18 protein-coding genes are annotated in these 16,671 nt (G+C 68.6%); 6 read left to right on the top strand and 12 right to left on the bottom strand.

Translation table 11 applies throughout. The annotated features are described in order from the left end of the window. Positions 1–67: 67 nt before the first annotated feature. Positions 68–673, bottom strand: a complete 606-nt coding sequence (locus OX958_RS32665) for a hypothetical protein (RefSeq protein WP_270134093.1) — start codon at positions 671–673, stop codon at positions 68–70. Between the two features lie 34 nt (positions 674–707). Continuing rightward, positions 708–1,223: a hypothetical protein gene (locus OX958_RS32660; RefSeq protein ID WP_270134092.1), complete on the bottom strand. Its 516-nt coding sequence runs from the start codon at positions 1,221–1,223 to the stop codon at positions 708–710. A 199-nt stretch (positions 1,224–1,422) separates the two neighbouring features. Here OX958_RS32660 and OX958_RS32655 point away from each other — a divergent pair, with 199 nt between their 5' ends. After that, on the top strand, positions 1,423–1,701 hold the full coding sequence (locus OX958_RS32655) for an MmcQ/YjbR family DNA-binding protein (RefSeq protein ID WP_270134091.1): 279 nt from the start codon (positions 1,423–1,425) through the stop codon (positions 1,699–1,701). A 256-nt stretch (positions 1,702–1,957) separates the two neighbouring features. Here the strand turns inward: OX958_RS32655 and OX958_RS32650 are convergent, their stop codons facing one another. Then, entirely contained in the window at positions 1,958–2,695 is a 738-nt protein-coding gene (locus OX958_RS32650) for a response regulator (protein ID WP_270139190.1), read from the bottom strand. Further along, positions 2,692–4,032, bottom strand: coding sequence for a sensor histidine kinase (locus OX958_RS32645; protein WP_270139189.1), 1,341 nt, complete (start codon positions 4,030–4,032; stop codon positions 2,692–2,694). Before OX958_RS32645 ends, OX958_RS32650 begins: the two co-directional genes overlap by 4 nt. 178 nt (positions 4,033–4,210) lie before the next feature. On the opposite strand from OX958_RS32645, the gene OX958_RS32640 reads away from it, so the two are divergent. Continuing rightward, entirely contained in the window at positions 4,211–4,930 is a 720-nt protein-coding gene (locus tag OX958_RS32640) for a M15 family metallopeptidase (RefSeq protein ID WP_270134090.1), read from the top strand. A gap of 29 nt (positions 4,931–4,959) precedes the next feature. Further along, positions 4,960–5,334, top strand: coding sequence for a hypothetical protein (locus OX958_RS32635; RefSeq protein ID WP_270134089.1), 375 nt, complete (start codon positions 4,960–4,962; stop codon positions 5,332–5,334). A 624-nt stretch (positions 5,335–5,958) separates the two neighbouring features. Here the strand turns inward: OX958_RS32635 and OX958_RS32630 are convergent. Both OX958_RS32630 and OX958_RS32625 read right to left on the bottom strand, forming a co-directional pair. Further along, the gene (locus OX958_RS32630) at positions 5,959–6,345 is read right to left on the bottom strand and encodes a pilus assembly protein CpaE (protein ID WP_270134088.1); all 387 of its coding nucleotides are present in this window, start codon (positions 6,343–6,345) and stop codon (positions 5,959–5,961) included. A 43-nt stretch (positions 6,346–6,388) separates the two neighbouring features. Then, entirely contained in the window at positions 6,389–7,093 is a 705-nt protein-coding gene (locus OX958_RS32625) for a YqeB family protein (RefSeq protein WP_270134087.1), read from the bottom strand. A gap of 109 nt (positions 7,094–7,202) precedes the next feature. Here OX958_RS32625 and OX958_RS32620 point away from each other — a divergent pair, with 109 nt between their 5' ends. The 3 genes from OX958_RS32620 to OX958_RS32610 all read left to right on the top strand — a co-directional run bounded on the left by OX958_RS32620 (position 7,203) and on the right by OX958_RS32610 (position 10,474). Next, positions 7,203–8,216, top strand: a complete 1,014-nt coding sequence (locus OX958_RS32620; protein WP_270134086.1) for an ornithine cyclodeaminase family protein — start codon at positions 7,203–7,205, stop codon at positions 8,214–8,216. Position 8,217: 1 nt separating this feature from the next. Then, complete coding sequence (locus tag OX958_RS32615) at positions 8,218–9,621, top strand: aromatic amino acid lyase (protein ID WP_270134084.1); 1,404 nt, start codon at positions 8,218–8,220, stop codon at positions 9,619–9,621. 85 nt (positions 9,622–9,706) lie between these two features. Then, positions 9,707–10,474, top strand: coding sequence for a YsnF/AvaK domain-containing protein (locus tag OX958_RS32610; RefSeq protein WP_270134082.1), 768 nt, complete (start codon positions 9,707–9,709; stop codon positions 10,472–10,474). A 65-nt stretch (positions 10,475–10,539) separates the two neighbouring features. Here the strand turns inward: OX958_RS32610 and OX958_RS32605 are convergent, their stop codons facing one another. From OX958_RS32605 to OX958_RS32580, 6 genes are read right to left on the bottom strand one after another with little or no spacing between them, the layout of a single operon-like run. Next, a complete protein-coding gene (locus OX958_RS32605) occupies positions 10,540–11,310 on the bottom strand; it encodes a polysaccharide lyase family 7 protein (RefSeq protein WP_270134081.1) in 771 nt (256 codons plus the stop codon). A 45-nt stretch (positions 11,311–11,355) separates the two neighbouring features. Beyond that, on the bottom strand, positions 11,356–12,315 hold the full coding sequence (locus OX958_RS32600) for a D-2-hydroxyacid dehydrogenase (protein WP_270134080.1): 960 nt from the start codon (positions 12,313–12,315) through the stop codon (positions 11,356–11,358). After that, positions 12,312–13,301, bottom strand: a complete 990-nt coding sequence (locus tag OX958_RS32595) for a hydroxyacid dehydrogenase (protein WP_270134079.1) — start codon at positions 13,299–13,301, stop codon at positions 12,312–12,314. The genes OX958_RS32600 and OX958_RS32595 overlap by 4 nt, the downstream gene beginning before the upstream one ends. Then, positions 13,301–14,452, bottom strand: a complete 1,152-nt coding sequence (locus tag OX958_RS32590; protein WP_270134078.1) for a hypothetical protein — start codon at positions 14,450–14,452, stop codon at positions 13,301–13,303. The genes OX958_RS32595 and OX958_RS32590 overlap by 1 nt, the downstream gene beginning before the upstream one ends. Then, positions 14,446–15,711, bottom strand: a complete 1,266-nt coding sequence (locus OX958_RS32585) for a glucarate dehydratase family protein (protein WP_270134076.1) — start codon at positions 15,709–15,711, stop codon at positions 14,446–14,448. Before OX958_RS32585 ends, OX958_RS32590 begins: the two co-directional genes overlap by 7 nt. Then, positions 15,708–16,586 (bottom strand): 5-dehydro-4-deoxyglucarate dehydratase, encoded by an 879-nt coding sequence (locus tag OX958_RS32580; RefSeq protein WP_270134075.1) that lies wholly within the window; start codon positions 16,584–16,586, stop codon positions 15,708–15,710. The genes OX958_RS32585 and OX958_RS32580 overlap by 4 nt, the downstream gene beginning before the upstream one ends. Positions 16,587–16,671 lie beyond the last annotated feature (85 nt).

The following is a 16,671-nucleotide window of genomic DNA, read 5'->3' as shown; positions in this document are numbered from 1 at the left end:
CGCCGCCGGGGCAGGGAGCCTCCGGCGGCGCTCGGGCGAGTCGCCGTACTGCTGGTCCGTCCGGCGGTCAGCCGCAGTGCTGGGCCTTCTCCTCGGCGGTCATCGGCGCGGTCTTCTTGGTGATCAGACCCTTGGCGTCCTTGACCGGGCCGACGGCCTCGAACTCCTGGTACCAGATGTAGTGGTCGTAGTACCGGTCCGGGAAGTGCATCTCGTACTTGCCCTTGACCCGGCTCATCTCGGTGGCCCGCTCGATCCAGCCCCGCTCACCCGGCCGGACGTCGACGCTGTCGTCCTGGCCGACGGTGCTGGAGGTCTCCCAGGTGTGCTGGTACGACGTCTCGATCGAGACCTTGAAGACCTCCGAGAAGCCGTACTCCGCGGAGACCGAGACGCCGAAGCTGTTCGACTCACCGGTCGTCTCGGACCACTTCACGGTCGAACGCTGCAGGTCGGCGGTGCAGTTGTAGACGGAGTCGCCGACCTGGTGCACGTCGCCGCGGAAGATCTCCGGCGGGCCGTAGGGATGGAAGGTACAGGTGTCGGTGCCCTGGTCGCACTTCTCCAGCAGTTCGCGACCGGTCGGCCCGTCGGCGGCGAAGGCCGGCGCCGCGGTCAGCGTGGTGGCCGCGCAGAACAGCACGGCGGTGGTGATGGCAAGACGTTTCGGCATGGCTCTACTTCCTCACTGGGATGGGGGCGGTCGATCAGCTGAAGCCGACGGAGACGGTCCGGTCGTCGAGCATCGTTCCGATCCAGCCGGTGTTCACCTTGAACGGGCCGTCACGGTCGCCGTTGAGGTCGGCCTCGGGATACAGCCAGATCTTGCAACTGGCCCACGGCTGGACCGAACTGATCCGGTTGTGCCATTCCGGCGGGAATGTGAACTGGTAATTGATGACGCCGTCCGAGCCGTCGCACAATCCCGCGCCGGTGACCGTGAAAGAATCACCGCCGTAATCACGGTTGTCGAAGAAGGTTCCCTGGATGACCTCGCCCTGAGCTTGTAGCGGCCCCTTGGTCGCAACCTGCTTGCGGGCTTGGCCGAGCGCTTCGTCGAGGGTGCCGAAACATTGCTGTCCGACTCGATCGGCGCTGCCCACACAATGCTGTGCCGAAGGTACGGCGGCGGTCGCGGCCGGATTCACCAGAATGACGCCGGATATCCCGAGAACAGTGGCCCCGGTGATCGAAATTGCTTTCCTCACGGTGGTTTGCCTCATTTCCGGGACGCTAGCGTGAGCGCTCTCACCGGGCAATGCCGTAATCACTGACAGCCGGTGACGTGGCCCGGCTGTAAAGTCGCTGCGACACGACTGTGACATCAGCCCCGCTTTGCGCAAACCGGGAGGGAAATCAATGGCCGAGGTGGCCGATATTCGCAGGGTGACGCAAGGGTTGCCGCGCAGTTATGAGGTCATAGTGCGCGACCGGATCAAGTTCCGGGTCGGCCGGATCGTCTATCTGGCGCTGTCGCGGGACGAGCAGACGATGGGGATCGGCTTCCCGAAGGAGGAACGCGAGGCGGCGCTGGCGGCGTACCCGGGGAAGTTCCTGCCGCCGAGTCGCGCCGACGAGCGGTACCAGTGGATCGAGGTCAACCTGGCCGCGGTCGACGAGCCGGAGTTGCGCGAGCTGATCCTGGACGCCTGGCGGATGTGCGTGCCCCAGAAGGTCGCCGCCGAGTACTTCGGCGAGTGACCAGGTAGGGGCTTACGGCAACGATGTGCGGAGGTTGTCATCCCTGGGGATGATTCCGGGTCCACCGGGGGGCGACTTGTGTCACGCCAGGACCGTTCTCCGGGAGGATGGGCGGCGGCCCGTCCGCAGGCACTCTTGAAGGTATGACCGGGGACTTCTTGCCGCGCCGCCGCCAGGCGTCGCTTCGTGTACAGCTGCTGACCGTTGCCCTTCTGATCGCTGCCGCCGTCGGCGGCTGGTACCTGCTGACCTGACGTCAGCCTTCCCAGCGGACCTCTGCCTCGCCGGGCCGGACAACGCCCGCCTCGTACGCGACGACGACCGCCTGGACCCGGCTGGACAGCCCGAGCTTGGACAGCACGCTGCTGACATGGGTCTTCACGGTGGTCTCACTGACGAACAGCTTGGTCGCCAGGTCGCGGTTGGACAGCCCACGCGCCATCCAGACCAAGATCTCCCGCTCGCGCTCACTCAGGTGCGCGAGCGGCCCTGCCCAGCGGCCTGCTGACGCCGGTGCGGGTTCTGCTGGGCCACTGCCGACCTGACGCTCCAGCTCCACACACCGCTCGAGCAGCACCCGCGTCGACGCCGGGTCAACCAGCGAGTCGCCGCGGTGCACCGCGCGGACGGCGGCCACCAGCAGATCCGGGTCGGTGTCCTTCAGCAGGAAGCCCGACGCACCCGCCCGTACGGCGCTCAGCACGTAGGCCTCGTCGTCGAAGGTGGTCAGCACCAGTACGGCGGGCCGCGCGCGCCCGGACTCCTTGGCCGCGGCGGTGATCCGCTCGGTCGCCTCCAGCCCGTCCATCACCGGCATCCGGATGTCCATCAGGACGACGTCCGGGTCGTACTGCGCGATCATCCGCAGTGCCTCCTCGCCGTCGCCGGCCTGCGCCACCGTGGTCAGGTCGGGCTCGTGGTCGAGGATCATCGCGAGCCCCATCCGGATCACCCCCTGGTCGTCGACCACCAGGATCTTGATCTGTTCCGTCACCTCTGCGGCGGCAACCATGCCTGCACTCTCCATCCACCCAGTGGTCCGGCGGCGACGGTCAGTGTGCCGCCGCTCGCGTGCGCGCGCTCGCGCATTCCGATCAGTCCGTTGCCGCGGCCGCTCTGCTGGCGGCGGGCGGTCTCCAGCACGTTCGCGGGCGGCGGTCCGCCGCTGCCGTTGTCGTCGATGGTGAGCAGCTCGCCCTGCGGTCCACTCTGCCAGCTCACATGCGCGGCGGTGGCCTTCGCGTGCACCATCACGTTGGTCAGCGCCTCCTGAATGATCCGTACGGCGGTCAGGTCGACGGCGGAGGCGACCTGCCGGCTGCGGGTCGGCAGTTGCATGGTCACGTCGATCCCGACCGCCTTGAGCCGGTCACCCATCCGCGCGACGTCGGCCAGGCCTGGTACCGGCGTCCGCTCGACCCCGGCGCCCGGTTCGCCGGTGTTGAGCACTCGCACGGTCTCCCGCATCGCGGTGAGCGCCTCCCGGCCGCTGGCGGCGATCCAGCGGACCGCCTCCCGGAGCGCTTCGGGCTTCTGGTCGGCCACCCGGTCGGCCGCCTGGGCGCGGATCACCACCGCGCTCATGTGGTGCGAGACGACGTCGTGCAGGTCGCGGGCGATCCTGGTCCGCTCGGCGGCGGCCGCCCGCTCGGCCTCGATCGCCCGCAGCCGCACCAGCGCGGTGTTGCGCTGTTCCAGCACGAGCATGTTCTTCCGGCGGCGCAACGCGTTGGCGCCGAGCAGGACCATGCCGCAGATCAGGGCTTCGGCGAAGACGAACAGCGAGATGTCGATGTAGCCGTAGAGGCTGTAGATGTCGCGGGGGAGGTTCGCGTAGCGCTCGCCGTACCGGTAGATGTCCTCGGAGACGTTGCTCATCACGATCGCGACCACGGCCGGCAGGCCGATCATCAACGCGGCCAGGCTGCCCATCGTGAAGAAGAGACAGGTGAACCGGCGTACTCCGCTCGCTGCCGCGAGATAGCCGACCACCAGCAGCGGGACGAGATGCAGCTCGGACTGCAGCGCGGCGTCGCTGATCGCGGGGGCGCGCAGGAGGCTGAACCCCAGCTGCTCGGCCAGGCCGGTCTCCGCCGCCGCGTAGAACAGTGGATAGAGCACCGACACGCAGAGCAACATGGCCCGTGGGATCTGCCGAACCAGCGCCACGGTCAGCACCAGAAAGATCCCGGTGATGACGGACACGCTCGGATTCGCCGGCCGCAACTGGCTGCCGTTGAGCAACGCCAGCCCTCCGAACCACACGACGCCGACCACCGCCGCGAGCAGCAGGTCCTGCTGCAGCGCGGCCAGCCGGCGCCAATAGTCCATCACCTTGCTGAGCGTAGTCGTCCGTGAAACCCTACGGCTCCTGCGCCGGAACGGGTGGTGTCTCCAACTTTTGGATGACAACCAGCGTCCGACCCCCTACCCAGGTCCGACTTATGACTCGGGGAGACGGTCCCTGGGACCGATGTGGCGCACCCGCCGAACCGAGAGGCTGTACCCCATGACCAACCACCTGCCGCCGCGCCGTGGCTTCTCGGTGCGGGCCCGGTTGCTGTCCGTGACCGGACTGGCCGTGGTCGCCTCGCTGCTGATCTGGCACAACCAGGTGGCCGACCTGCTGGACTTCGACTCCGCTGCCGACAAGCAGCCCGTCGTCGCCGGTGGGCCGAACGGTTCGCCGCCACCGCCGGTGGTACCGCCTAGCATCCCGGTGAAGACGCCGATCCGGACGCCGGCCGGGACACCGACGAAGAAGCCGACGCTGCCACGGAAGACGCCGACGACCGAGGCGACCATCTCCACCCGCGTGGACGACAAGGTGAAGTACTCCGAGGAGAGCATCGAGGGGCTGTCCCCGAAGCTGCGCGCCCGGCTGCAGAAGGCGATGAAGGCCGCCGCGGCCGACGGCGTCACCATCCGGATCAACTCCGGCCGCCGCAGCGCCGCCAAGCAGGCCCGCCTGTTCAAGGAGGCGATCGCGAAGTACGGCTCGGTCAAGGCGGCGATGCGCTGGGTGCTCCCGCCGGACAAGTCCCAGCACGTCGAGGGCCGGGCGGTCGACATCGCCCCGCAGGCCGCGATGGTCTGGCTGAACACCAACGGCTGGAAGTACGGCGTCTGCCGCACCTACGACAACGAGCCCTGGCACTTCGAGACGCGCTCCGCGCCCGGCAAGAAGTGCCCCCCACGGTATTCCAGCTCGTACGCCGAGCTCGGCTGACCACCACCGAATCAGGAGTGCACCCCGATATGACGATGACCTACGCCCAGCCGATCACCCGCCGAGCCCGCAAGCACGCCGTACCGGCCCTTTGGCGTCAGGTCGTCCGCGGCGCCGCTCCGGCCGAGCCGGTCGTGGAGCCGCAGCAGGATCGGTCGGCGTTCACCCAGCTGGAAATCTACGACGGGGTGCTGGCGGCTTTCGACCGGCGTACCGAGGTGCTGCGGACGATCAAGGGATCATCCGACCGGCTGACCGCAGCCTTCCGGATCCGGCGGTTGCTCGGCGTGAGCCAGCTCCAGGCCACCGCGATCCTCGAGCTGCAGGAGCAGGGTCTCAGCACGGCTGCCCGTAACCGGGTCGCGCAACGCGCCGGCGAGTTGCGGGCGGCGTTGGGGCGGTAGAGGCCGCCCACGCAGGCTCCTTCGTCGCCTGCTCCCCACCCCCCCAGCTACCTCGCTCCTCCGTCGCTCGTCCCGCTGCCTTTGAAGGCAAAGCGGTCTCGCTGAGGTGTCGCGAGTCCTCAACGTGCGTGCAGGTGGTAGCCAGGTGCGGGTTCTGACTGGTCTGGTTGCTATCGCACCATCTGCACCGATACCGATACTGCGCTCAAGGCGTAGTCGCCCGCTCGCGCCGGTTCACCCGCTGTTTCCTTGAAGCAGTCGTTCGCCTGGTCGAGCCGAGCGCGGGTGCTGCGTACGGCTTCCGTGTCTTCCTTGTATCGGCATTTCACTACGCATATCCGCAGTGAAATGCCGATAGGTCACGTGATGCTCGAACACGTGGGGTGAATAGGGTTGGTTCGTGAGCGTCGCGCACGCTGAGGCGTTGTCAGGACCTGCAGCGTTCGGTGGCGTCGAGGTCCTCAGGACGACCAGGGCGGCGTTGAAGTGTTGCCGCAGCGCGTTCATCACCCGCAAGAGTCTCGGCGCCACCACCTCGCTTTCAAAGGCAGCGGGACGAGCGACGGAGGAGCGAGGTAGCTGGGGGGTGGGGAGCCGGCGACGAAGGAGCCGGCGTGGGCGTCCTCAACCCCCAAGCAAAGCAAGCACAGCTTCGGCGTACGCCTGTTCGGCGTCCTGGGCTGCGTGGGTGGTGTCGGTCAGGACGACGGTGTAACCGTCGGGGGTGGCTTCGAGGCGGCGGAAGTGGGTGCCGAGCAGGTTGCGGAGTTGGTCCTCGCGGGGTAGCCAGATCACCTCGCGTTGCTCGATGCTGTCCAGCGCCCACTCGGTGGTGCCGTTGAAGCCGATCACCTTGTCGCCGTGGTAGTCGTGCACCTCGACCGTCATGTCGCTGACGACGAACACGTCGTCGTCCATCTCCCGGTCCGGTACGACGAACCGGTCGCCGGCGCCGGGCACCCACAGCGCTCCGGCCTTCCGTAACCTCCGCGCCTGCTCAACCGTGATCACCCTTCCATCGTGCCGCGCGAGGGCAAACCGGCCAACGCGCTGTTCAGCTGACGGACCGCCAGTACTGCTTCTTGTCCCGATCGCGGATCACGTAGCCGAGCTTGGCGAGCTCCAACCGGAGTTCCCGCAGATCGGCCTTGCCCTTGTCGCCCTGGTCGAACGCTTTCGACCGGGCCCGCAGCACCGCGTTCGCCGCCGGGGACAGCTCGGGATCGTCCTCGACCCAGCGCCGGAACTTGTTCTCGTGCGGGTCGCCGCCGTCGGACCAGGGGTAGCCGTGCCGGCGGAAGGCCGCCGCGATCTTGCCGGACTCGCTGGCGAACTGGTCGTGCTTCTCCCGGGCCAGCTCGGCCGAGCGGGCGTCCTGGAGCACGATCTCCTTGCCGTCCAGGAAGGCCAGCGCAACGTTCTCCCGGCGGACCACGGTGGTCTTCTGGTGCTTCAGGAACTCGACCTCGGTGCTGCTGATCGTCGTCTTCAGGGTGTCCTCGAACGCCATCGCCGCGAGCAGCAGACCGGCGAGTACGCCGACGGCGATGCAGATCGCCACCACCCACCAGCTGTCCTGTTCCGCGAGGAACTCGAGCGGGCGCTGCCAGGGCACCCAGCGCTGCTCGGCGGCCCAGTCGGCGATCCGGGGCAGGAAGAAGCCGAGCGCCAGCCCGAGCAGCGGCAGCCCGCCGTACAGGATCAGCTTGTCGAGGGCCGAGTGGCCGATCACCGTCTTGACGGACGAGTTCGTGCTCATTCGGTGAACGTAGCGCGATCCGGCGCCGCCGGGGACCGACTTTGGTACCGGACGACCGTTCTTTGGTCGGCCGGCGAATGGGGCCGGCGCCGCCTGGCACGATGCTGACATGGCTGATGGCATCTGGCTCCGGTTCCTGTCCGGCCCCGAGATCGATTCGCTCGGGCTGACCCGGCTGGAGATCGTCGACACCGTCGAGGCGGCCGTGCGCGATCACGGCGAGGGCGATACCAGCTTCGAGCCGCGGGTGCACCTGACTCCGGACAACGGCGGGATCGGGCACTTCAACGTACTGCGCGGGCATCTGAACCGGCTCGGCGAGCACGGCGTCAGCGGGGTGAAGGTGGTCGGCGACTTCGTGCCCAACTACCAGGTCGGGCTGCCGAGCGAGCTGGCGATGGCAACCTTGTTCGACCCGACCACCGGCGTACCGCTGGCGGTGCTGGACGCGACGATGATCACCGCGGCGCGGACCGGGGCGATGACCACGGTCGGCGCGCGGTACCTGGCCCGCCGGGACAGCAAGGTGCTCGCCCACGCCGGCGCTCGCGGTACGGCGTGGTGGAACGTCACGATGCTCGACGACCTCCTCGACCTGGACGAGATCCGGGTGACGTCGCGGCGGCCGGAGTCGCGGGAGCGGTTCGCGGCCGAGCTGTCGGCTGAGCTGGCCACGCCGGTGCGGGTCTTCGCGACCGCCGAGGAGGCCTTCGACGGAGCCGACGTGATCGTCGAGGCGACCCGGCTGACCGAACCGGAACCGTTGCTGCGGACCGCGGCGGTGCGGCCCGGTGCCTTCGTCGTTCCGTACGGGACGGTCAGCGCGGTCGAGCTGGATCTGCTGGACGTGATGGACAAGGTGGTGGTCGACGACTGGCGCGAGTCGCGCTCCGGCCGTTTCGGTGCGTTGCGCCGGCACGTCGACACCGGCCGCCTGACCGAGCAGAGCCTGTACGCCGAACTCGGCCAGATCGTCGCCGGCCAGAAGCCGGGTCGCGAGTCCGCGGCCGAACGCAGTCTGTTCTGGCATCGCGGACTGTCGCTGCTGGACATCGCCATCGCGCATCTGATCCTGCGCCGGGCCGAAGCGGCCGAGGTCGGCACGATGCTTCGGTTCCACTGAGATGCGGATCGACTCCGCGGCAGACCTGGACCTCTCGGACTCGGGTCCGATCGAACTCTCCGCCGCCTTGATCGACCGCCTCCGAGCCACCCGGGCCGCCGTGCTCAATGCCCTCGCCACCGGTGCGCCCGTCTATGGCGTCAACACCGGTATGGGTGCGCTCAGCAAGGTTCGGCTGACCGAGGCTGAACAGCGGATCCACCAACGCAACCTGCTGCTGGCCCGAGCCGCCGGTGGTGAGCCTTGGCTCCCACCGGCTGAAGCCCGAGCCGTCTTGATGGGCCGTCTCAAGACCTTTCTCACCGGTGACTCAGGCGTGTCCCCGGAGCTCTGTCTCCAACTCGTTGCCTTCCTCAACAGCGGGCTGAGTCCCGCGATCCCGGCAGGCGGAGCCGGTTCGGCCGGCGAGATCATTCCGCTGGCGCACGCCTTCGGTCCGCTGGCCGGAATCGGATCGCTGCTGGTGGACGGGGCAGTAGTCCCGGCCGCGGGCAAGTTGCCGTCGTTCGAGCTCGGACCCAAGGAAGGAATCGCCTTGCTGGCGGGCATACCCGGTGCCACTGGGCGTGCCTGGTTGCAGGTGAGTGTCGCCCGACGGCTGACAGACACGCTCAGTCTGACCGCGGCGGGCGGGATCGCGGTGATCGGCGCCAGTCGCGATCCCTACAGCCCCTTGTGCGCAAGGGGAGACGAGCTGCTCGCCGCCGAGCTGGAGGTGATCCTGCGAGCAGCCGGACCAGAGGCGGAGCCTCGGTCGTTGCAGGCGCCGGTCTCGTTCCGGGTCGCGGGACAGGTGATCTCGCATCTCAGGCGTTCGGTGCTGCGGCTGGAGGAAGCGGTGGAGCGTGCCTTCACCGGGGTGACCGACTCGCCGGCGTTCCTGGACGGCGACTTCGTGGGTACGGCGGGTTTCCACGGTATCGACCTGGCCGCGCACTGCGACCAGCTCGTCGCCGCGTTGGCGCACGCGGCGGAGGTTTCCACTGCCCGCATCCATCGGCTGCTCGATCCAGGGGTCACCGGGCTCAGCGCGCAGCTCGCCGTCGAGCCCGGTCCGCAGGCCGGGCTGGTGACGGTGCACAAGAGAGCAGTTGCCACCAGCCACTACCTGCGACGCCTGGCGCTACCGTCGGCGATCGGTGCGCTCGAAACCTCGGCCGGGCAGGAAGATGTCCAAAGTTTCAGTTGGGAGGCGGCCGGCGTCCTGGGGGAGGCCGTTCGGCTGACTCGTGAGGTCGCGGCCTGCGAGTTGCTCGCGGTCCATCAGGCGTTCGCGCTGTCCCGGCGGCCGGTCCCGGCGGGATTGCGCGAGTTGTTCGGCGCGGTGGCGGACGTCGTACCGCCGATTGTCGCGGACCGGCCGTTCGGGGTGGATCTGGCCCGGCTGCTCGACCGCCTGGTCTGATCACTGCTTGTTTGGTGATCGTCACTCCGGGTACTCGACGGTCGAAGGCAGTTGCCGAAGACAACGAGAACGGGGATGGTTTCCGATGAGCACCACACAGGAGCTGGAGCGGACGATCGGCCAGGACGTCTACGACGTCGAAGGACACAAGGTCGGGACGGCGTCCCACCTCTACGCCTCCGACGTGTCCGGCGCCCCCGAGTGGGTGACGGTCCGAACCGGTCTGTTCGGGAACAAGGAGTCCTTCGTGCCGTTGACCGGTGCGCGCGCGGAGCAGGACGGGCTGCACGTCGGCGCGCACAAGGACGTGATCAAGGACGCGCCGCGGATCGACGACAACGGACACCTGTCCGAGGCGGAGGCCGCCGAGCTGTACCGCCACTACAACCTGCAGGCCGGTACGCCGCGGCAGGGGATGGCCGGCCAGGGAACGAACGGGCAGGGAACGGCCGGGCAGAAGGGCATGGCTGGGCAGGAGACGGGCGGCCAGGAGTCGATGGTCCGCTCCGAAGAGCGGCTGCGCGCGGGCACGGAGACGGTCGAGACCGGTCGGGTGCGGCTGCAGAAGCACGTGGTGACCGAGGAGCAGCAGATCACCGTGCCGGTCAGCCACGAGGAGGTTCGCGTGGTTCGCGAGCCGGTCGAAGGCAGCCGGGCGATGTCCGGCGAGATCGGTGAGGAGGAGCGTGAGGTCGTCCTGCACGAGGAGCGTCCGGTGGTGGCGAAGGAGACGGTCGCCGTCGAGCGGGTCGGGCTGGAGACCGAGACGGTCCGCGAGGAGCAGCAGGTGACCGACACGGTGCGCAAGGAGCAGATCGAGGTCGAGGACACGACCAAGAAGCGCAAGCACTGACCTCTGCAGCACCCGCACCCCGCACGCCGCAGCACCCGCACCGGGTGCTGCGGCGCGGCGGTGTCCTAGCTGTGGGTCACCGACAGGCCGTAGATGGTGTTCTGACCGTAGTTGCTGGTGTTGCAGGGGGACGAGTTGTCGCAGTTGGCCTGGGTGTAGACGCCGGCCTTGAAGTAGCCGGTGGTGAAGCTGACCGGGATGGTCGTCTGCAGGGCGCCGTTGTAGTAGGCCTTGATCGAGCCGTTGCTGACCACGAACTTCGCCTGGAAACGGGTGCCGAGCACGTAGTTGCTGTCCACCAGCTTGAAGCGGGTGTCGTTGTCGCGGGTGACGTAGAGCGCCTTGCCGTCCAGCCGGAAGGTGGCGCGGTCGTCACCGTCGTGGATCTGGCCGGCGATCACCTGCGGCTTGGTGTTCGGCAGGTGGTTGATCGCCTGGTCGATCACCATCGTGTGAGTGCCGGAGTTCGAGGACCACTTGGCCTCGGTGGTGCCGTTGGTCTGCATCTCCCGCAGTTCCGAGCGGGCGTAGGTGGTGTTCGGCGTCTTCACCCCGTTCACCGCGTTCCGGAACTGGACGCCGTCGCACGACGAGGTCGGCTTGAACCACGGCGACAGCACGTAGGTGTTCAGCCGCGGCCGGGTCACCTGCAGCACCTGGGTGCCGGACTGGTTGGGGTCGTCGATCGGGAGCTGGACCTTCCACCGGGTGAGGTCCAGTACTTCAGCAGGATAGGTACAAGCAGCAGCCGGTACGGCGCTCGCACCGCCGCTGGTGAGCAGGGCGGCGCTCGCGGCGAGGGCGGACAGCAGAGCAAGGGGGCGGACGACTCGCATGATGGAACTCCTTCGGGGCGGAAGAGGTGCTATCTGGTGTTCCTCTCAGAACCACTGGGACTTGTCGACGACGTTGATCAGGTTGTCGCCGGCAACAAAACGCCGGGCGTTCTCCAGCAGGACGGCGAAGCGCCGCTCTGCCTCGTGCGGCCCGGCTCCTGCGACGTGCGGAGTGATCAGTACTTCGGGCCGGCGCCACAACGGGTGGTCGGCCGGCAACGGCTCGGTCTCGAACACGTCCAGCGCGGCACCCCGCAACCGCCCGGCCGCCAGCGCCGCGTCGAGCGCATCCAGCCGAACGGTGGGCCCGCGCCCGACATTCACGAAGAACGCCGACGGCTTGAGCAGCCCGAGCCGGCGGGCGCCGATCATCCCCTCGGTGTCCGGAGTATGCGGCACGGTCAGGATCACCAGGTCAGCCAACGGCAGTTGAGCATCCAAAGCGTCCACCGGGAGCACCTCGGTGAATCCCGGCCGGTCCTCGGGCCGGACGTCGATCCCGGTCACCCGCGTTCCGAAGGCAGCCAGGAGCCGGCCGATCTCGGAGCCGAGAGCGCCGACGCCCACCACGAGAGCCGTTGCCTCGGACAAGGAGACGACAGCCTCCGGAGCCCAGTCGGGGTTCCACGAAGCCGTCTGCTGATCCCGGACGTAGCCTGGCAAACCACGGCACATCGCCAGCACCAAAGCCAGCGTGTGGGTCGCCACATGATCGGTGTAGGTGTCACGCATGTTCGTCACCACGACCGGATGTGCCACCAGTTCCGGGTAGTAGAACCCAGGCGGCGGCCCAGCCTGCTGCGCCTGCAGCCACCGCAGCCGAGTAGTTGCCGTTAGCAACTCAACTGGCAGTACGCCGTACGCCGCGTCAGCCTCCCGCAGAGCGGCCACGACCTCCTCGGCCTCCGGTCGAACCACGGTCAAGCCCGGCACCGAAGCCATCAACCGCTCCGGCCAGTCCACGGTCGTCTCGCGCTGCGGCGGCACCATCACCAGCAGAGTCATGCCGACTTCGCCTGCCCTGACTCGAAGATCTCGTGCTGCAACGGCTCTCCGGCGAGGTAGCGCTCCAGCTCGGCGGCCATCAACCGTCCTTGCCGCCGCCGCTCCCGGTTCAAGGTGCCCGCCAGATGCGGCGTCACGACGATGTTCGCCGCCGAGAACAACGGTGACCCAGGCAGTGGCGGCTCCGGATCGGTCACGTCCAGTACCGCGAACAGGTCCGCGCGCTCCCGCAGTACTGCGACCAACGCGTCCTCGTCGATCAAAGCCCCCCGTGCGGTGTTGATCAACGTCGCGTCGTGCTTCATCGACGACAGCAGGTCCGTGCTGACGATCTTGCGCGTCGCGTCCAGCACGGGAGCGTGCAGTGAGACGACGTCAGAGGTCGCGAACAACTCCTCCAGCGAGACCAGCCGGACTCCGAGTGCCGAGGCGACCGCGGGATCGACGTACGGGTCGTAGGCCTGGAGGTCGAGTTCGTGCCGGCTGAGCAGGCGGGCGGTGGCCTGACCGGTGGCTCCGAGCGACATCAGGCCGACCACCGATCCGGCGGCGCCCGGCTCGTCGTTCGCCCTTGGCAGTGCCTCCGCCCGGGAACGCGAACCGAGCACGTACCGCCAGCCGTGTTTCAACGCGTACAGCACCTGGGCCAGGGTGAACTCGGCCACCGACTCGGCGATCACGGAGTTGGCGGTCGTCACGCGCACGCCACGCGCCCACGATTCCGGCGTCACGATCGACCGCACCGAGCCCGCGCCGTACAGGACCAGGCGGAGTCGCGGAGCGGAGGCCAGCAGCGACTCGGTCAGCTGCGGGCCGCCCCAGGCGGTGACGAGCACATCGACGTCGGCCAGCAGCTCAGGCGTCAGCTCGGCCGGAGCCAGTGGCGGGCCGATGATCCGGAGCTGCTTCTCGATCGAGGTTCGTTCCGCTTCGCCGTAGACATCGGGGAAGCGGACGAGGTCCATCACGTAGAGGCCGTTGAGCATCAGGGCACCTCCTGAACGGCGGCGCGAATGGCCGCCAGGCGCGCCGGTGATGCCAGTCCGGCGTGGTAGTACCGGAGCTGTGACGCGCCCGCCGCCACCAGTCGCGCCGCGAGCGCGGGCAGCTCGGCAGGACGTTCGCCGAGCGCGTTGACATTGGCGACCAAGGGTACGCCGGTCCGTCCGGCGGCCACCTTCATCCGGCCGATCGCCGACTCCTCGTCGTCCCAGCACTTCAGCACGAAGGCGGCCGGTGACGGCTCGAAGCCGGTCAGCTCGACCCCGACGTCCGGGCCGGTGACCTGCGGATCATCGGTTGCCATGAGCAATAATTCCCGATCGCCGGCCAGCTCGGCCGCCTCCCGGACCAGGCCGGTGATCACCTCGTTCCGGTGCCGGTAGATCGCCTCCGCGCGTTCGGTGCCGAGCGCCTCCGCCAAGCTGCCGCCCGCGAGAACTCCCTCCTGCAGTTCGCGATCGACGATCGTCCGGACGTCGATCGCGAGTCGCGAAACGTCCAGCGTGAGTCGCTCCGAGCAGGCCGGACACAGGCAGATCGACAGCAACTCGCGGGCACAGGCGGAGAGATCCGCGCCAGAGGTTTTCTCGTGCTGACTCGCATGCTCGAACCCGAGCCACCCGCAGGCCTCCAGCATCAGCGCCGGTACGTCGTACTGCTCGCAGATCTCCTGCACCGTCGTCAGCGCGTAGTCGCGCACAGCGGATTGCGCTGGGCAGAGGGCGTGACTGAAGACCTCGCCGTACGCGTTCCGCACGGCTAGCGAAGGAGCAGAGCGTCCGAGCACCGACGAGTGCGTGAGCACCACCCACGCCTCGGTTCGAAGCCCAGCAGCGGCGAGTGCGGCGGTCGCCGTGCCGAAGCGGTCATCGTCCTCGACTCCCCAGGCCGGGACCGGCGGCCGCAGTCCGCGCCAGCGCTCCGGACGGATCCGGAAGTACGCCGCCGCATGCTCGGCGTGCACCACCCGATGCGCCGGATGCCAGGCCGTCGTCGCCCGGACCGAGTGATAGGCGGCCTGGAGGGTCACGGTGTCGATACCGAGGTCGGCGAACCGCGCGGCTGCCGACGGATCGCCGACGAGATCCCAGGTGTAGGCGAAGGCGCCGTGCCCGACCGCCGCGGGCGTCACCATCGCGGAACGGCCGGATTCCAGTCCGGCTGGATCGCCCGCATCGGCGTGACGTCGTCGCGGGTGTGGACGCCGCACTTCTCGTACTGCTCGGAGAGCCGGGCCAGGGAGTCCAGGTCCAACTCGACCCCCAGACCGGGACCGGTCGGCACCTCGACCGCACCGTCGACGAAGCCCAGTACGCCGGGCTGAACCACGTCCTCGACCAGGTAGGGGTAGTGCGTGTCGCAGTCGTAGGTGAGCTCAGGCGTCGCGCCGGCCAGATGGGTCATCGCGGCGAGGCTGATGCCGAGGTGCGAGTTGGAGTGCATCGACAGGCCGATCCCGAAGGTCCGGCAGATCGAGGCCAGTTCGCGTGAGCGCCGTAGCCCGCCCCAGAAGTGGTGGTCGGACAGCACCACCTGCACGGCGTCGGCGCGGAGGGCCGGCGGCAGGTGGCTGAACGCGGTCACGCACATGTTGGTGGCCAACGGCATCGACACCTCACGGGCGACCGCGGCCATCCCGTCGATCGTCGCGGTCGGATCCTCCAGGTACTCCAGGACGCCGTCGAGCTTCCGGCCGACAGCGATGCTGGTCTCGATCGTCCAGCCCGCATTGGGGTCGAGCCGCAGCGGGTGGTCGGGAAAGGCCTCGCGCAGGGCCAGGACGACCTCGGCCTCGTCGAGCGCCGGCAGCACGCCACCCTTGAGCTTCAGCGACCTGAAGCCGTACTCGCCGACCATCCGGCGTGCCTGGGAAACGATGCCTTCGGCATCCATCGCCTCGCCCCAGCGGTCCGGCTCGTAGTCCGGCACCGGCAGATGCGCGGCGGGCTTGAAGAACAGATAGCCGCTGTACGGTACGGCGTCGCGGACCTTGCCGCCGAGCAGCTCCACCACCGGACGGCCGAGCGCCTTGCCCTGCAGGTCCCAGCAGGCGACCTCGAAGGCGGACAGCACGGTCGCCAGCGTCTTCTCGTCACTGGCCTCACCGACCAGCCCGTGGGTGGCGAGCCCGGCTGCCGTGCCGAGGGTCTCACCGATGATCCGTTCCAGACCGTTGAGGTCGAAGGGATCGAGTCCGGCCAGTCTCGGTGCCACCTGACGCAGCGCGGTGAGCACCGCGAGGTCGCCGTACGTCTCGCCGAGTCCGGTCAGGCCCTCGTCGGTGTGGACCTGCAGGATCGAGCGCAACGCGTAGGGCTGGTGGATGCCGTGGATGTTGCGCAGCGGCGGGTCCTTCATCGCGATCGGAGTGATGACGATCTGACTGAGCTTCATGCGGCCGCCGCCTTCCGGACCAGCGCCAGACCCTGCTCGAGGATCTGGTCGAGCTCCTCGAGATGCTCCGGCAGCGGGTCGGTGAGCGGTGAGCGGACCGAACCGACCTCGGTCCCGCGGCGCCGGACGGCCGCCTTGACCAGCGAGACGGCGTACCCGGCGCCCTTGTCCCGCAGCTTGACCAGCGGGAGGTAGAAGTCGGGCAGCAACTGGTCGAGTCCTGCCTCGTAAGCGTGGGCGATCTCCGGCGCAAAACAGTGCACCGCCGACGAGTAGGCCCGGACGCCGATCGCGGCGTACGAACGCGCGGTGACCTCGGCCGTCGGCAGGCCGTTGAAGTAGGTGAGCTCCGGGGCGACGGCCATGATCCGCTGGAGCAGGTCGAGGTCACCGAGACCGTCCTTGAAGCCGATCACGCCAGGGATCCGGGCCAGCTCGGCAGCACCGTCGGCGGTGAAGACCGCGTTGTCGCGCTGATACGCGATCAGCGGCAGGCCGGCCGTCGCGGCGAGACCGCGGAAGTGGTCCAGCAGACCTTCCTGCGAAGGCTTGACCAAGTACGGCGGCAGCACCAGCAGGCCGTCGGCTCCCGCGTCACGGGCGGCAGCGGCGTACTGCCGGGCGATCGCGGTGCCGTAGCCGGTGCCGGCGAAGACGGGCAGCGCGCCGGCCGCCTCCTCGACCGCGGCGCGGACCGCGGCGGCGTACTCGTCGAGGGTGAGGGAGAAGAACTCCCCGGTGCCGCAGGCGGCGAAGATCGCGGCCGGGCCCGCGTCGAGCTGGTGCCGCAGGTGCTCGCGGTACGGGCCGAGCGCGAGGGCTCCGTCGGCGTCGAACGCGGTGACCGGGAACGACGAGAGTCGGTCGAGCTGCATGGGACAACCTCTCGGTAAGCGTTTGCCCACGGACTTTAGTCCGCTGTCGGCCGCTGGGCAAGAGTTCGTCTGAAAGCGGTTTCTG

Origin of the sequence: Kribbella sp. CA-293567 (genome assembly GCF_027627575.1) — a bacterium.
Classification (GTDB): Bacteria; Actinomycetota; Actinomycetes; order Propionibacteriales; family Kribbellaceae; genus Kribbella.
The sequence above is the reverse complement of the archived record's forward strand: the minus strand, read 5'-3'. Positions and strand labels throughout refer to the sequence as shown.

Bases quoted from the DNA above. Each gene is read 5' to 3' on its own strand.
- OX958_RS32665 (WP_270134093.1), bottom strand. From the start codon at position 673: ATGCCGAAACGTCTTGCCATCACCACCGCCGTGCTGTTCTGCGCGGCC.
- OX958_RS32660 (WP_270134092.1), bottom strand. From the start codon at position 1,223: ATGAGGCAAACCACCGTGAGGAAAGCAATTTCGATCACCGGGGCCACT.
- OX958_RS32645 (WP_270139189.1), bottom strand. From the start codon at position 4,032: ATGGACTATTGGCGCCGGCTGGCCGCGCTGCAGCAGGACCTGCTGCTC.
- OX958_RS32640 (WP_270134090.1), top strand. From the start codon at position 4,211: ATGACCAACCACCTGCCGCCGCGCCGTGGCTTCTCGGTGCGGGCCCGG.
- OX958_RS32635 (WP_270134089.1), top strand. From the start codon at position 4,960: ATGACGATGACCTACGCCCAGCCGATCACCCGCCGAGCCCGCAAGCAC.
- OX958_RS32625 (WP_270134087.1), bottom strand. From the start codon at position 7,093: ATGAGCACGAACTCGTCCGTCAAGACGGTGATCGGCCACTCGGCCCTC.
- OX958_RS32620 (WP_270134086.1), top strand. From the start codon at position 7,203: ATGGCTGATGGCATCTGGCTCCGGTTCCTGTCCGGCCCCGAGATCGAT.
- OX958_RS32615 (WP_270134084.1), top strand. From the start codon at position 8,218: ATGCGGATCGACTCCGCGGCAGACCTGGACCTCTCGGACTCGGGTCCG.
- OX958_RS32610 (WP_270134082.1), top strand. From the start codon at position 9,707: ATGAGCACCACACAGGAGCTGGAGCGGACGATCGGCCAGGACGTCTAC.
- OX958_RS32605 (WP_270134081.1), bottom strand. From the start codon at position 11,310: ATGCGAGTCGTCCGCCCCCTTGCTCTGCTGTCCGCCCTCGCCGCGAGC.
- OX958_RS32600 (WP_270134080.1), bottom strand. From the start codon at position 12,315: ATGACTCTGCTGGTGATGGTGCCGCCGCAGCGCGAGACGACCGTGGAC.
- OX958_RS32595 (WP_270134079.1), bottom strand. From the start codon at position 13,301: ATGCTCAACGGCCTCTACGTGATGGACCTCGTCCGCTTCCCCGATGTC.
- OX958_RS32590 (WP_270134078.1), bottom strand. From the start codon at position 14,452: ATGGTGACGCCCGCGGCGGTCGGGCACGGCGCCTTCGCCTACACCTGG.
- OX958_RS32585 (WP_270134076.1), bottom strand. From the start codon at position 15,711: ATGAAGCTCAGTCAGATCGTCATCACTCCGATCGCGATGAAGGACCCG.
- OX958_RS32580 (WP_270134075.1), bottom strand. From the start codon at position 16,586: ATGCAGCTCGACCGACTCTCGTCGTTCCCGGTCACCGCGTTCGACGCC.